Source organism: Legionella sp. W10-070 (assembly GCF_900640175.1).
Lineage (GTDB): Bacteria > Pseudomonadota > Gammaproteobacteria > Legionellales > Legionellaceae > Tatlockia.
This window is the reverse complement of the sequence record NZ_CAAAJC010000005.1, coordinates 81,402-96,606: the sequence shown is the minus strand read 5'-3', so window position 1 is coordinate 96,606 and position 15,205 is coordinate 81,402. Positions and strand designations below refer to the sequence as shown.

Genomic DNA, 15,205 nt, shown 5'->3' with positions numbered 1-15,205 from the left:
TAAGTCCATATATCCACTCTCCACTATTTATGTGAGTAAAATGATGCTGGCTGTATTACTTGAAACCTTTGTTCCCTTGCTGAGCCTTTTTATTTTTGTATTAGGGACAGGCTTTTTTTCTACCTTATTAGCATTAAAAATGACGCTTAATCATGCCTCACCGCTGATTATCGGTGCGATGACAGGTGTGTATTATGCGGGCCTGGTTCTTGGTTCATTCAGGGTAGAGCGTTTCATTACCCGAGTCGGCCATATACGTGCTTATTCCGCTTTTTCTTCCATGTTGGCGGTGATTTGTTTATTACATGGGATTTTTTACAATGACTGGTTCTGGCTTTCGCTGCGCTTTATAGCAGGTTTTGCCTCAGCCGGCTTGTTTGTAGTCATTGAAAGCTGGTTACTATGTAAAAGCTCTCAGATTAACCGGGGGCAAATCCTCTCATTGTATATGATAACGTTCTATGCTGCCCAAAGTCTGGGACAATTCTTTTTAAACTTAGGTGATCCGCAAACGATGCTACTGTTCGCGGTTACTTCGATGATGTGCTCACTTTCGATTATTCCCTTGTCAATGTCCTATGTCAGCTCTCCCCAGTTTGACGAGCCTTCAACCTTAAGTTTAAGAAAACTGCTGGATAAGTCGGCCTCAGGTCTTTTAGGCTGCTTAAGTGCTGGTTTGATTATGGGGGGGATTTATGGGTTGATGCCTACCTATTTAACTGACTTGTTTCATGATAAGGCCGAAGTGGCGAAATATATGTTTGCGGTTATTTTTGGCGGTATGCTGCTGCAATACCCTGTAGGTAAATTGTCAGATCTGTTTGAGCGCCGTTTGGTATTAATTGTTATTTCAATAGTGACCATTGTGGTTGCTGTTTATTTAATGATAGATCAGAGTAACCCCTGGTTATTTTTTGCGTTAATGATGCTATTTGGCGGCCTGACATTCACGATGTACCCTATCAGTATAAGCCACGCCTGTGATGCCCTTGATTCCAGGGATATTATTGCCGGCACCCAAAGTTTATTGCTTGCTTACAGTATTGGTGCAATGTTAGGTCCTTTCATTGCTTCGTTTTATATGCATCAATTAGGTACCAGTGGATTATTTATCTATTTTAGCAGTGTTTGTGGATTTATTATTCCCCTGTTTATCCTGCGTAAAGCACAAAAAGACAGCCCGCCAAGGGAGGAGCCTTTTCTCAGCATGCCGCAAACTACGCCGATTATCTCTGAAATCGATCCGCGAAGTGAGAATCAGAGCCAGGCTTCAACTTAATTGGTGATTCAGGGCATGAAGATAAGCAACCTCATCAGGAGAGGTATTATTGCGTTGCGCCAGCCACAGCGTCTCAGCCAGATGATCCATCATCAGGTGTTCTACTGCTAATGTATCGCCGTACTTCTCTAGTAGCTGTTGATAAATTCGGCTAATTCCTGCCGGTCTGTCAGTAGCCACCTGATCGCGTATTGCCAAATGCAAGCCCATGTGAAGGAAGGGGTTAGTTTGTCCCAGCTCCGGAAAATAGCGTTGTTGCGCAGGGGTATCGGGTGATTCTAATAAAGCATGGTATTCAGGATGGACGAGGATGACATCAACAATCTGTTTTTCCAAAGGCATTAGAACGTGTTTTTGTTGATATTTTTGCCAGCTGGAAAAGAAAAGCTGGCGGGTATCCTGAACATTATCACCGTAAAACATAATCAACCTGGTTACTAAGAAGAGATGCAGTCTAACGCATCGAGAGGTTATCAACAATCTAAAGATAGCATAAAATATTGACAGCTTAGTTGAAATTATGCGATAGTGCTGCTGCGAGGTTGGACTTGCTATGTGTCATTCCACTGGGTCAATTGGCGACACACTGATTGGCCCTTTTTATTTCCTCTTGGGAGATACTTAATCTTGCTATTTTTTTTCCATTGCGATAGAACATAAGCTCTTATGTTCAACGGATGGAGTCTAAGATGTTTTTTAATCAAATTGCTCTTGTGCCGCGTGTTGAATTAGCTGATGCTCCTTTTAATTATCAAAATTCTGCTCATTTAGAAATTATCGGCAAGCGCCTGGCGCGCTTTAAGCAAGCACAAATGGCCCTGTATGCTGCAGATATTAAAATTGTCAGCGGCATACTCATGGGGACTGTTTTTTGGCTCAGTTCTTATATTGTTCCTTCAGTGACTATGGCCATAGCAGGGTTTAGCTATGCTTTTTATCATATGGGTCGCCACGCTGAAGTAGCCAGGAACTACAGGGAGGCGCTTGACGATTTGATTCAAGTGTATAATTGGTCTATGGGCAAGGACACCGGCAATCACTGGTATAAATTGGGTGTAGGAAACATTCAATCACTTATTTTGACCTTGGGACCCTGGGTCGCTAAGGAAACTATTTATACCTGGAAGGATGCTGATCTGGAGCCTGCCTCTGCAATGTCATTTGCGAAACGTAAAGAACCCTCCAATGCGGTTAAGATAAAATTAGCGCAATTTGCCGCTGGCGAACAAACGGCAAATTGGCTGTTTCATATTTACGGTGAAGCAGGGACAAGGGGTTTAACGGATATTATTAAAGGTTATTTTCAGAGGGAGGTCCAGGAGATTGCAGGGCAGGCAAAGGATGCTGTAGTGGCCAACGTTGCTCATGCATTTAAAAGTTAATTCAAATTTGGCTGCTGGCAAGTTTGAGACTTAAGAAAAGCATCAACAATCCACTGGAAAGCTCAATGCGCCGCCATACTGCAGCGCGTGAGAGCACCTCGGAAAAATAATGGGTGATGAAGGTAAGTGAACTGAACCATAAAAGGCTGGACGTTAAAACGCCAAACAAAAAGGCTTGATGGTGCCCTGGAAACTGGCTGCTGCTACCGCCAATAATAACCAGGCTGTCGATAATGGCATGGGGGTTTAGCAGACTGAAGCCCAGAGCCAACAGGATGATTTGCCAACGGGTTGTTGCATCTTGAGCAGCAATGCTGGTTGAGTTTTTGATAGCCAACGCGTTTTTCAGCGACTTGCTGCCATAGTAAAAAAGAAAGATCACCCCAAACCAGACCATCCAGCTTTGTAAGGCCGGATGAAGCTTAAGCACCTGGTAGAGTCCGGCAACGCTGGCGCAAACGAGAATAATGTCGCAACAAAAACAAATCATTGCCGAAAGCACTGCATGCCGACGTAATGCGCCCTGACGAATCAGAAACACATTCTGTGGTCCTAACGCTGCAATCAGAGACAACCCCAATAGCAAACCATTCAGATAGATCGCCATTCCTATTCACCTTGGCTAAAATTGTGACAATTATTAACTATTTTCAACGATATGACAAATGGTGATTTACAAGGAATAGCAGCCGATAAACACGGGTTAATGCTATTGACGCGGCATTATTGGCAGCTGCTTGGTCAACCAAAAAAATAAAATGTCAGAAGGTATGAGGAACAGGTTAGAATAGTATCGACTAAAAACCCGGGAAGGCAAATTTATTTATTTTTTCAGTATCTATCAATCATCAACGTTGCAAGTTGCTTAACTAGGGGTATAAAATGCGGAGATTATTTTTCCTGCCATAAATTACCTGGTAGTAGTAAGTTTAAGGAGGGAGCGTGGGCTCTTTGTTGAAAAAAAACGCAATTGTTGTGTCTTTTTTGGCATTATGTGGTATCTCGGGTTTGCTATACGCAGCAGATAATACAAATGCTGCTCAAGAGCCTATGTCGAGCCAAAATGCGCAAACCAATTCGGGTTCTGCCTCGAATGATGCTGCTGGCTCGTCTCCTTCAGCGCCAACAATGGAAATTAAAGCTGACTCGACAGATGGGCAGGATGCAAAAAAAACCGATGCGGCAGATGAAAGGCACCGGCCGGTAGAGCCCCTGATTGATGGTTATTACCCTACTTATCCCCCAACCAAGCCTGCAACGGGCACTGAGGCTGCGTTGATCGAGCGAGGCGAATATTTAGCCAAGATGGGCGATTGTATTGCTTGCCACACAAATGTTAAAGGAGGCACTCCTGCTTTTGCCGGTGGTTTGGCTATCAATACCCCGTTTGGTACTTTCTATAGCCCCAATATTACTCCCGATAAAGAGACGGGAATTGGTAATTGGACAGAGGCTGATTTTATCCGTGCGGTTAAACAAGGGCGTGATCCGCAAGGAAGAAACTACTTTCCTGTTTTTCCTTACCCCTATTTCGCCAAAATCACTGATGATGATGCAAGGGCGTTGTACGCTTATTTCATGAGTATACCGCCGGTTAAACAGAAGAATAAACCGCTACCCTTCCCTTTTAGTGTGCCAGGGGCGCGTTTTTCTTTATGGGGATGGAACTTGCTGTTTTTCTTCCCTGATGACAATGAAGTTACTTATGAGGCAGACAGGTCGCCAGCCTGGAATCGGGGTAAGTACATCGTTGATACACTAGGGCATTGCAGTATGTGCCATACGCCCTTGAATGCATTTGGAGCGCCTAAAAAGCGTTTTTACCTGACAGGTGCTTTTGTTGATGGTTACTGGGCTCCCAATATCACCAAGTATGGTTTACGTTCGGCAAGCCGTTATGAGGTGGCTGATGTATTTTCAGAGGGTCAATTAATTAATCGAGCAGGGCCGGTAACAGGCCCTATGGCAGAGGTTAATCATAATAGTCTTAGCTATTTGACCGAGGAAGACAGACTTGCCATTGCCACTTATCTTAAAACCGTTGTGAGTGAGGAACCTTTGGGCGTCCCCCCCTCCGAAAGCCAGCCTACGCTAAAACGCGGCAAACAAGTTTATGTCAATGCCTGTATTATCTGTCATCAACGGGGAGAAATGGCTGCTCCGCTGATTGGTGATGGTTCAAACTGGTACATGCGTTTAAAAAATAGCGGCTTAACGGGTCTTTATCGTCACGCTATTCATGGCTTTAACAGCATGCCGGTGAAAGGTGCTTGTGTTACTTGCTCGGACAATGACATCATTGCAGCGGTGGATTACATTTTAAATGCTTCTTTATCACGCTCCCAATGGCAGGATGTGGCTACAGGAGGCGCTGCCAAATACCCGGCCAATGGTAAGGACATTTATAACGAAAATTGCAGCATGTGCCACAACGAAGGTAAGCAGGGTGCACCTAAGCTTGGTGACAAGGCAATATGGGCACCATTGATTAGCCAAAATATAGATGTCCTGGTCCAAAGTACAATAAAAGGTGACCATCACCCTAAAAATGCAGGATGCAAGCAATGTACGACGGGTGAGATACTGGAGGCAATTAAATACATGGTGAGCCAATCCAAAACGGAAGGCAATTATTCTTTATGGTAAGGAAGTCCAGCGACTTGTTGACGAATTAATTTAATCATCAGCCACGGTTGTTAGTTAGAAGCTGATTTGCTGATTGCAAACCAGCTTTAAGAGGCCTGGCTATTTGAAAGAGGTGAGATGGGGATGCTAAATGGGTTTAAGCTAAGCAAGGTGCTTGCGGCTATGGTTGGACTGGGGATAAACCAGACAGTAATGGCTGCGGCAAATAACTGGCAGATGAATATGCATCGAGGGGTGACCCCTTTAAGTAAAGACATGTATGAGTTGCATATGATTGCTATCGTGGTTTGTGCCATTATAGGAGTTGTGGTCTTCGGTGTAATGATTTATTCACTTGTCCATCATCGCAAATCCAAAGGACATGTTCCGGCGAGTTTCCATGATAATACGCGTGTAGAGATAGTCTGGTCCATTATACCCTTCTTAATCCTTGTGGGTCTGGCTATTCCCGCAACCAAAGTGCTGATACGCTTGGAAGACAGCAGTGATTCCGATGTAACCATTAAGATTGTTGGTTATCAGTGGAAATGGCAGTATCAATACCTGGATCAGGGCATTAGCTATTTCAGCAATTTGTCAACGCCTTACGAGCAAATCCAAAACCAGCAGCCTAAAGGCCAGTGGTATCTGTTAGAAGTTGATAAGCCTCTGGTTGTTCCAGTAAATAAAAAAATTCGTTTCCTGGTGACTTCTAATGATGTCATCCATTCCTGGTGGGTGCCGGAGCTTGGTGTAAAACGAGATGCTATGCCGGGGTTTATGCATGAGGCATGGGCAAGAGTACAGAAGCCTGGCGTCTATCGCGGGCAATGTGCGGAGCTATGCGGCATTAACCATGCTTATATGCCTATTGTTGTTGAGGCAGTCAGCGAAGAGAAATTTAATCAATGGGTTGCTGCACAGCCCAAGGCGGTTGATCAATATGCTGAAGCCGCCATGAAGCCTGCAGTTCAGGCAAAAATGACACGTGCCGAGCTCATGCATTTAGGCAAGCAGAAATATGAGCAAGCCTGTGCTGCCTGTCACCAGGCTAATGGTTTGGGACTACCTCCCATGTATCCCGCACTTAAAGGAAGCTCAGTATCTGTCGGCAGGCCAATATCGCGCCATATAGACATTATTCTCAACGGTGTTCCAGGTACGGCAATGCAGGCCTTCAAAGAACAGCTGAGCGACGCTGAGATAGCAGCGATTACCACCTATGAACGTAATGCCTGGGAAAATAATACCGATGATGAGGTTCAACCTGCTGAGGTTGCCGAGGTACGCCAGAATAACATTCAACAACCTAAAATGGTGAACAAAGCTCAAGCTGGAGGTTTGCGATGAGTCAAGCTATAACACATGATGAAGATCATGACGAACATGGTCCTGAACAAGGGAAAGGCGTTATCGGATTTGTAAAACGGTGGTTATTTACCACAAACCATAAGGATATTGGGACTCTCTATCTATGGCTTTCACTGCTCATGTTTTTTGTTGCGGGCAGTATGGCATTGGTTATCAGGCTCGAGCTTTTGCAACCCGGGCAGCGTTTTGTTGATCCTAACTTTTTTAACCAGATGACCACCATGCATGGGTTAATCATGCTGTTTGGTGTGGTAATGCCTGCGTTTACAGGGCTTGCCAATTGGCAGATTCCGATGATGATAGGTGCGCCTGACATGGCGTTACCTCGCTTGAACAACTGGAGTTTCTGGATATTACCTTTTGCTTTTAGCTTATTGGCATCGACCATGTTCCACAGTGGCGGCGGCCCAAATTTTGGTTGGACAATGTATGCGCCGCTATCGACTAAATATGCCCCTCCAAGCACCGACTATATGATCTTTGCTGTCCATATGATGGGTCTTTCCTCAATCATGGGCTCAATAAACATCATCGCTACAATTCTCAATATGCGTGCGCCTGGCATGACACTAATGAAAATGCCGATGTTTGTATGGACCTGGCTGATCACGGCTTTCCTACTGATTGCTATCATGCCTGTACTGGCAGGTGCGGTAACCATGATGCTTGCCGACAGACATTTTGGCACCAGCTTTTTTGAAGCGGCTGGAGGGGGCGACCCGATTTTGTTCCAGCATGTATTCTGGTTTTTTGGCCATCCGGAAGTGTATGTGTTAGTGTTGCCTGCTTTCGGCGTGGTGTCGGAAATCATTCCTACCTTTAGCCGTAAACCATTGTTCGGCTATCATTTCATGGTATATGCGACAGCGAGTATTGCCTTTCTGTCCTTTATCGTTTGGGCACATCATATGTTTACCACCGGTATACCCCTTGGAGGTGAGCTGTTCTTTATGTACACCACCATGCTGATTGCTGTCCCTACAGGTGTCAAGGTGTTCAACTGGGTCAGTACGATGTTTAAAGGCTCAATGACCTTTGAAACCCCGATGCTTTTTGCGGTTGCCTTTGTATTTTTGTTTACTGTAGGAGGTTTTACCGGATTGATGGTATCTTTGGTGCCTGCTGATTACCAGTACCAGGACAGCTATTTTGTTGTTGCGCATTTCCATTATGTGCTTGTTCCAGGGGTGATTTTTGCCTTGCTCGCAGCAATTTACTACTGGTTGCCTAAATGGACTGGCCATATGTATAACGAACGTTTGGGTAAATGGCATTTCTGGTTATCAGTTATCTCCGTCAATGTAACCTTCTTCCCGATGCATTTTCTGGGTCTTGCAGGGATGCCTCGCCGAATTCCGGACTATGCGCTGCAATTTACCAATTTTAATGTGCTCGTATCAATTGGTGCTTTTGTTTTTGGTCTTGCCCAGTTGCTGTTTTTGTATAATGTTGTCTGCACTGTGCGTAAAGGAAAGAAGATTGATGCCCAGGTTTGGGAAGGGGCTCGTGGCCTGGAATGGACGTTGCCATCACCACCTCCTTACCATAGTTTTACCATACCGCCAGAAATTCATTAATAATATCGGGTATTAGTTGGCTTAACACCAATGAATACCCGGCATTACTGGTAGCACACCGGTAATGCATGGTTTTTAAATAGCGAGAGAGCATGGCTAAAAGTCATACAAGATTGGTTACAACCCTGGCCATTATTGTCATCGGTATGTTTGCCTTTGGGTTTGCCTTGGTACCTATCTATAATAGCCTGTGCAAAGCCTTGGGCATTAATGGCAAAGTCTATCAGGACGGGGTTGCCTATGATGCTGACAAAACTAGAATTGAAAAGAATCGGGAAGTGACGGTCGAGTTTGTTGCAACCCACAATAGCAGTATACCTTGGGCTTTTTACCCCAAGACAACAAAGATAAAAGTGCATCCTGGCGAAATAGCTAAACTTGCTTTTTATGCTGAAAATATGAGCAATTACCGTATGACAGTTCAGGCTATTCCCAGTATTACGCCTGGCATTGCTGCCAAGTATCTGAAAAAAACCGAGTGCTTTTGTTTTACGCAGCAAACTTTAAACGGTCATGAGGCAATGGATATGCCTTTGTTATTTCATTTGGATACCGATTTACCGGCAAATATCAGAACGATTACTTTATCCTACACCTTGTATGATGTGACAAATAAAATAATTAACTAGGTTCTGTTGACAATTGGAACCAGAGCCTACGTTCCGCGCTTTATGCGCGGAATCTATTCTCAAATTTTGTCAAGAGAATGGTTAGTTTCGTGTGGTTTGCGTGGATCCCGCGCATAAAGCGCGGGAAGTGAGCAGCTTAGGTTGAAATATCAACAGACTCTAGGCATCATTGATTGCAATTCAAAGATAGTAGAACAGGAGAAATAGATACAATGGGAGCACACGGCACTTATTATGTCCCTAAACCCAGTCATTGGCCTTTAGTTGGCTCAATTGGCTTAACTACCACTTTGGTTGGTGCTGCCTCCTGGTTACACCATGATTGGTATGGCCCTTATGTTTTTACCTTAGGTCTGCTTATTCTAGTCGTCATGATGTTTGGCTGGTTTGGCCAGGTAATTTATGAAAATGAGAAGGGGTTGTATGACCTGCAAGTGGATCGCTCTTTTCGCTGGGCAATGGGCTGGTTTATTTTTTCAGAGGTATGTTTTTTCGGTGCTTTCTTTGGTGCCCTGTTTTTTGCTCGTTTTTGGTCTGTGCCGGTATTGGGAGGAGATCTTCATCCCATTACCCATATTACCTTATGGAGTGATTTCAAGGCGGACTGGCCGTTGCTGGTCAACCCCAATAACCAGGTCTTTGTTGGCGCTGATGAGGCAATGAAGGCATGGGGGCTAGCTGCAATTAACACCCTTATCCTGTTAACCTCCGGTGTGACTATTACCTGGGCTCACTGGGCACTTAAGCTTAACAAACGTAAACAGCTAATTGTTGGCATGGCCTTAACTATCGCCCTTGGCATATTGTTTTTGGCATTGCAGTCGTTTGAGTACCATGAGGCTTATACAGAGATGAATCTGACGTTGGATGCTGGTATTTATGGAACAACCTTCTTTATGTTAACCGGTTTCCATGGACTGCATGTGACGATTGGTACGATTATGCTAATTGTGATCCTGATACGTTGCATTCGTGGCCATTTTACTCCAGAGCGTCATTTTGCCTTTGAGGCAGCAGCTTGGTACTGGCATTTTGTAGACGTTGTCTGGCTATTCCTGTTTATCTTTGTTTACTGGCTGTAGGTTCTGTGCACTTATCTACTATCTTGGCCAAAAAGCCTTGATTTTCTGCGCTCCGATGCTCACATACTTCTATGTATGCCCCGCTTCGGTGCTCGCCAATCAAGGCTTTTTGACTCAAGCTAGCGATAAGTGCACAGAACCTAGAGCGCCGAATGATTTAAATTTAAGCAATAGTCTAATTGCCCCTACGTACCGCGCTTTATGCGCGGTATCCAGTACGATATTCGCGCTTAACACAGAGTTTTTTTGAATCAGGTCTCTGGATACCGCGCATAAAGCGCGGTACGTAGGCAGTAGGGATCAATTGTCCACAGCCCCAACCGTCAGTGGTGATGAGTTGCTGCGCCCAGGCTAAATTTCATTCCGCCATTATCAAAGAAAACCCTGCTCCCTCATCCACTCATCATTAGCATACTTGGACATATAATTACGAATAGAATCAGGGAGGATAACCAGGCATTTTTGACCTGCTCCCAGGTTTTTTGCTGCCTGTAATGCACCCCACATGGCAGCGCCTGAAGAGCCTCCAACCAGTAAACCCTCTTCCTGAATCAACCGTCTTGCCATAAGAAAGGAGTCTTTATCCTTAGTCTTAATGTATTTATCAATTAAGTTATTATTAAGTACTTCAGGGAAAAAATCATAACCTATTCCTTCAACATGATAGGGCTTGATCTCATCACCGCCCCCCAAAATGGAACCGACAGGGTCGATGCCGATGATTTGGATCTCAGGATTATATTCCTTCAATCGGCGAGCGATTCCTGTGATAGTACCCCCTGTTCCTACTCCAGCAACGACCATGTGCAGCTCTTTGCCAAAATCGTCAATAATTTCCTGTGCAGTCCCTTTATAATGGGCATTGGGATTATCAGGGTTGGCGTATTGATCGAGAATGTGGGAATTGGGGATTTCTTGCTGCAGTTCTTTTGCTAAGGAAATATGGCTATCCGGATCATTCCAGGCTGCTTCTGTACGCGTACGATAGATCGTTGCACCCAGGCGTTCAAGTATGGCCTGCTTTTCATGACTCATCTTATTGGGCATGGTAATAATAATTTTATAACCCATGACAGCGCCTGCCAGGGCAATTCCAATACCTGTATTTCCCGAGGTCGGTTCAATTAATGTATCCCCAGGTTTTATGCGTCCGGCAAGTTCGGCATTTTTAACCATTTCAAAGCCAATGCGATCTTTAACTGAACCACCAGGATTTAAGAATTCACATTTTGCGTAGAGTCCGCAGGCTAAATCATTGCCGATATGATTTAATTTCACTATCGGCGTATGGCCTATCGCGTCAAGAATTGTCGAGTAAATCATGATTATCCTTATAATGAATTTGCTACCCAGTATACGCAGAAACCAGAGGGCGTCAATTAAGCGAGGTAGGGCTAATAAGGATAAAATTGTTTAAATTCAACCAATTCTTTTGAAATCAATTTTACAAGTCAGGCCATAGTAGCTAGAATAAAAGCTGTTCAGAATAATAATTCTCCAGGGATGAATATGAAAAAGAAACGTTTATTACCTGCTTTTATCCATACCTTGTTTTTGTCTTCACCATTATTACTGTCGGGCTGCCAGGGCATAGAGCAACTTTTTACCGACTCACCTGACTATAGTTATAGAAGCAGTGGGCCTGGGTATGACTCCAGAAGTGCGCGGCCCTCTGCTGCAGCTTCCCAAGGCGGCTCATCTTCTGCCGCGAGTTCGTCATCTTATACAACGACCCCTAAAGTAACGGCAAATCCGGCATCGTCATCGGATTCATCCAGCCAACAAACAACGACTACCAGGCAGGAGACAACAGCGACAACAGGTAGTAAACCAACCAATGTTGTTCCGCTCACAGCACCTACAGTGGGTGAATAAAGTTGCCGCAGGCACTAAAGTAAATGCTTTAAGGCAGCAAGTTTTAGACGGTAATTAGTAGCGGGTAGAAAATATGAGCGTGTTGAAAGAAGCGGTTGCCAAGGCTGTGTTGGATTACCTAGATGATGAAATGATCATCGGCGTGGGTACGGGTTCAACGGTAAACTATTTTATTGATCAGCTGACGACAATCAAGCATCGCATCGATGCTTGCGTGGCTAGTTCCACAGCTACTGAAATCCGTTTGCGTTCTTTAGGCATCCCTGTCATTGACTTAAATGTCGCCACCGAGGTGCCTGTTTATATCGATGGGGCAGATGAGGTCACTGAACAACGGCAGATGATAAAAGGAGGCGGAGGGGCCCTGACGCGGGAAAAAATTCTTGCCTCTGCGGCTGAACAATTTATTTGTATCGTTGATGAGTCAAAACTGGTCAAGCATTTGGGGACTTTTCCGCTTGCTGTAGAGGTTATTCCTATGGCCCGTAGCTTTGTTGCCCGTGAAATAGTGAAGCTTGGCGGTGATCCGGAATATCGTGAGGGTTTTACTACTGACAATGGCAATATAATCCTTGATGTTTATAACCTTGAAATAACGCAACCCATTGAATTAGAGGAAGCAATCAAGGTTATACCGGGTGTTGTTGATAATGGTTTGTTCGCCAGGCGCACGGCCGATAAAGTGTTGATCGCATCAGCAAATGGAATTCAAACGCTGGGTTGATTTCTTAAGCTTGTCTTAAGGTTCAGCCATTATACTCCTTCTGAGGAATAGAAGGAGTTTCCATGCGTGTGCTAATTGTTGAGGATAATGCATTTAATGCATTCTGTCTAAGTCGCTTGCTTTTAACAGTAGACAAGCAAATACAGGTTCTGCTGGCAAAAGACAGCCTAAGTGCCTTAAGCTATGTTACAGGAAATAAGCCATCACTTGTGATACTAGATGGAGACCTGGGAGCCAGCGATGGTTTACGTTGTAATGGTCCTGCTTTGGCAGATATGATTTGGCAAGCCAATCCAAACTTGCCTGTTGTTGCATGGTCCAATTCTGATTCTATGCGAAGTGCATTCATCGAAGTATTCAGACAATACAATAAACCTTTTAATGAATGCAGTTATTGGCCCAAAATTGTTAGTCAGGAGAGGGTTCAGCAATCCTTGTCTTCTTTGGTTTCATGGCGTGCAAATGAACGATTCTCAAATGAGCAAAACGGCTCAAGAGATGTTCTGCCATTGCAGGATTGTTCCTTCCGCTGATCGTCCCAATTGATACTTAACAGAATTTAGCCGTCAGAGCGTTTCAGCAGTATCTATCTTTCATCCGGACTACCATTAATTAACACCAACCGCAGTCTTAATCGCACCCATAGGAAGGTCGGAAAATGGAATTATCTCATTAATGATATATAGTTAAATATAATAGTCTTTCATGGATGAAGATTATGAAAAAAGAATACAGGGATTTTCGTTTTTCTCGCCAGGAAAAAAAGGTTAAGCAAATTGAAAGGAATTTTCAGGCACTAATGCGCAATATAGTTGAACTTGGTCCTGACATGAGCATTGAGCAAGCGACTATTCTTTCAGGCTCGGCCTTGTCTATCATGCATCAGCTTGCTTCCATTGAAGTATACCAGGCTAGGCTCCCTGATTTTATCCGTCCTGAAGACGTCCTGACCATGGTGGATAATATCCCTTCGTTGGCTTTGGCCATTGCAAAATTACCGGCCTGGATAGATTGTCTTTATCGAGGTGGCAATGACCCACTCCCTCAATTTGAGCGGCAGATTACCAACTCCTGTTTTATCGGCTCAGAAAGCAAACGGCAGATTCTTACCTCCTGTAAACGGTTTAAGAAGGGAATGCTTGCGGATCAATCCCCATATCAAAATCTTCTGCAAAAAGTCAACCGCATCAGGCAGGATATCAGGGAATATATGGTGAGTCGCCAACAGGGGAACGCATTAGATAGGAAACGTGTTCAGACGCTGACAGTGCTGCTAAACAGCTTGGATAAAATTGCAGAAAGAGTGGAGGAAGAGGAGTTAAAGAGATTTCAAGCAACAAACGTTTATCTTAATGCCAGACAGGTGGATCGCCTGAAAATAGAAACAAGCCATATGGATAATTTTAGGAAATACCTGCCTTTGACCAGGCAAATAGCTTACCTTCAGTCTGTTTTGATGCAGCAGGGTGGTACTGTTGAAAAGGATTATAATGCTTTATTCAGGCACCATTTTTCCATTGGAGGATGGTGGAGAATAATGAATAGTAAGGATACGACAGCCATTAATAAGGTAAGGGCGCTGTGTGAGGCGATGGTGGAAGCTGAATCGGCAAGGAAGACGATTTTAGAAAAAATGAATACTGCAGTAAGCAATGACGCCCCGCCAAAAGTCCGCCAGATGGTCAGAAATTATGAATCAATGCTGGCCGGAAAAAACAGCCTGTTTTCCAGAGAAAAATTATTTCAGCCCAAAGATCGGCCTGATGAAGACAATCCTGTATCGTCTCCAAAATAGAAGTATCTTGGGTATCTACTTAGCTTGCCAGTTCATCGAAGATATCTTTGGCCGCCAGGATTGCATTGGTGGCTGCAGGAAAACCACAATAAGCAATCATTTGCGTAATAATTTCCACGATCTCTTCTTTGCTTGCCCCGCAATTTAATCCGCAGCGAATATGCACTTTTAACTGGGGGATGGAGAAGCCCTGCACTGTCAGGGCGGCAATAGTTGCAAGTTCTCTTGTCTTCTGATCCAGTGAACTTTTATGGCCATATAAATCGCCAAAAGGAAATTCAACATTGACTTTGGCAAATAAAGGAGCAATTTGGGCGATTTCATTAATATATTGTTCGGCGGTTTCCCCTAAATGATCACGCATGATATTCATGCCTTTTTCATAGCGGTTCATTGCTTTTCTCCCTGGTTACGGTGTTACGCTAAATGGCCCTGTACCAAGCAGCATAAAGAAAAAAGAAATTGCTGCAATGACATAGTTTTTTTGTGCGGAGGTAAGATGGCCGATTTGTCCTATTTCTTTTGCCTGGGTGAAAATCGCTTGATCCTCAGCCGAGGCAGCCTTTGACAGTTGCAGTTTGGCCAGGCTGCGTGAGCAGGCGTGGTGAGCAACGACCCCTAGCAGAGAAAATATCAGGGCAACCAGGCCGCCAATTCGGCCATAAATGCCAAACAAGATCGAGATGGCTATTATCAACATGAGAAGGATCATGAGTATTGCCTGCAAAGCAGGATAGCGCGGATAGATTAACGTTGCAGTCTGCTTTGCAGAAGACCAGTTTCTTAAGAACCCATAGATGGGATATAGAAAAAAGGCAGCAAATACAACCCGGACGACCAACCAGGCGGTTAGAGTAATCATTTTT

At 44.3% G+C, this 15,205-nt stretch carries 16 protein-coding genes; 11 read left to right on the top strand and 5 right to left on the bottom strand.

What is annotated here, in order from left to right; genetic code table 11:
- Positions 1-40 precede the first annotated feature (40 nt).
- Positions 41-1,279 carry an MFS transporter gene (locus tag E1O65_RS03375; protein ID WP_133132186.1) on the top strand — a complete coding sequence of 413 codons (1,239 nt, stop codon included), beginning with the start codon at positions 41-43 and terminating at the stop codon, positions 1,277-1,279.
- On the opposite strand, the gene E1O65_RS03370 is transcribed toward E1O65_RS03375, so the two are convergent.
- A complete protein-coding gene (locus tag E1O65_RS03370; protein WP_133132185.1) occupies positions 1,271-1,702 on the bottom strand; it encodes a DUF1841 family protein in 432 nt (143 codons plus the stop codon). The two genes, E1O65_RS03375 and E1O65_RS03370, sit on opposite strands and share 9 nt — an antisense overlap.
- Before the next feature lie 266 nt (positions 1,703-1,968).
- On the opposite strand from E1O65_RS03370, the gene E1O65_RS03365 reads away from it, so the two are divergent.
- A complete protein-coding gene (locus tag E1O65_RS03365; RefSeq protein WP_133132184.1) occupies positions 1,969-2,661 on the top strand; it encodes a hypothetical protein in 693 nt (230 codons plus the stop codon).
- Position 2,662: 1 nt separating this feature from the next.
- Here the strand turns inward: E1O65_RS03365 and E1O65_RS03360 are convergent, their stop codons facing one another.
- The gene (locus E1O65_RS03360; RefSeq protein WP_133132183.1) at positions 2,663-3,268 is read right to left on the bottom strand and encodes a LysE family transporter; all 606 of its coding nucleotides are present in this window, start codon (positions 3,266-3,268) and stop codon (positions 2,663-2,665) included.
- Between the two features lie 521 nt (positions 3,269-3,789).
- Here E1O65_RS03360 and E1O65_RS03355 point away from each other — a divergent pair.
- The 5 genes from E1O65_RS03355 (at position 3,790) to E1O65_RS03335 (ending at position 9,945) form a co-directional block, all read left to right on the top strand.
- Positions 3,790-5,307, top strand: a complete 1,518-nt coding sequence (locus tag E1O65_RS03355; protein ID WP_165474889.1) for a c-type cytochrome — start codon at positions 3,790-3,792, stop codon at positions 5,305-5,307.
- Positions 5,308-5,430: 123 nt separating this feature from the next.
- A complete protein-coding gene (gene coxB, locus E1O65_RS03350) occupies positions 5,431-6,636 on the top strand; it encodes a cytochrome c oxidase subunit II (RefSeq protein WP_133132182.1) in 1,206 nt (401 codons plus the stop codon).
- Positions 6,633-8,234 (top strand): cytochrome c oxidase subunit I, encoded by a 1,602-nt coding sequence (ctaD, locus tag E1O65_RS03345; protein ID WP_133132181.1) that lies wholly within the window; start codon positions 6,633-6,635, stop codon positions 8,232-8,234. Before coxB ends, ctaD begins: the two co-directional genes overlap by 4 nt.
- A gap of 92 nt (positions 8,235-8,326) precedes the next feature.
- Positions 8,327-8,863: a cytochrome c oxidase assembly protein gene (locus E1O65_RS03340; RefSeq protein WP_133132180.1), complete on the top strand. Its 537-nt coding sequence runs from the start codon at positions 8,327-8,329 to the stop codon at positions 8,861-8,863.
- 212 nt (positions 8,864-9,075) lie between these two features.
- Entirely contained in the window at positions 9,076-9,945 is an 870-nt protein-coding gene (locus tag E1O65_RS03335; protein WP_133132179.1) for a cytochrome c oxidase subunit 3, read from the top strand.
- A 372-nt stretch (positions 9,946-10,317) separates the two neighbouring features.
- On the opposite strand, the gene E1O65_RS03330 is transcribed toward E1O65_RS03335, so the two are convergent.
- Entirely contained in the window at positions 10,318-11,268 is a 951-nt protein-coding gene (locus E1O65_RS03330) for a pyridoxal-phosphate dependent enzyme (protein ID WP_133132178.1), read from the bottom strand.
- A 186-nt stretch (positions 11,269-11,454) separates the two neighbouring features.
- On the opposite strand from E1O65_RS03330, the gene E1O65_RS03325 reads away from it, so the two are divergent.
- The 4 genes from E1O65_RS03325 to E1O65_RS03310 all read left to right on the top strand — a co-directional run bounded on the left by E1O65_RS03325 (position 11,455) and on the right by E1O65_RS03310 (position 14,339).
- On the top strand, positions 11,455-11,820 hold the full coding sequence (locus E1O65_RS03325) for a hypothetical protein (RefSeq protein WP_133132177.1): 366 nt from the start codon (positions 11,455-11,457) through the stop codon (positions 11,818-11,820).
- A 73-nt stretch (positions 11,821-11,893) separates the two neighbouring features.
- Positions 11,894-12,544, top strand: coding sequence for a ribose-5-phosphate isomerase RpiA (rpiA, locus tag E1O65_RS03320; RefSeq protein WP_133132176.1), 651 nt, complete (start codon positions 11,894-11,896; stop codon positions 12,542-12,544).
- 62 nt (positions 12,545-12,606) lie between these two features.
- Entirely contained in the window at positions 12,607-13,077 is a 471-nt protein-coding gene (locus tag E1O65_RS03315) for a response regulator (protein ID WP_133132175.1), read from the top strand.
- A 185-nt stretch (positions 13,078-13,262) separates the two neighbouring features.
- Positions 13,263-14,339, top strand: coding sequence for a hypothetical protein (locus E1O65_RS03310; RefSeq protein WP_133132174.1), 1,077 nt, complete (start codon positions 13,263-13,265; stop codon positions 14,337-14,339).
- A gap of 19 nt (positions 14,340-14,358) precedes the next feature.
- On the opposite strand, the gene E1O65_RS03305 is transcribed toward E1O65_RS03310, so the two are convergent.
- Complete coding sequence (locus E1O65_RS03305; RefSeq protein WP_133132173.1) at positions 14,359-14,733, bottom strand: carboxymuconolactone decarboxylase family protein; 375 nt, start codon at positions 14,731-14,733, stop codon at positions 14,359-14,361.
- A 15-nt stretch (positions 14,734-14,748) separates the two neighbouring features.
- Complete coding sequence (locus tag E1O65_RS03300) at positions 14,749-15,201, bottom strand: hypothetical protein (RefSeq protein WP_133132172.1); 453 nt, start codon at positions 15,199-15,201, stop codon at positions 14,749-14,751.
- Positions 15,202-15,205 lie beyond the last annotated feature (4 nt).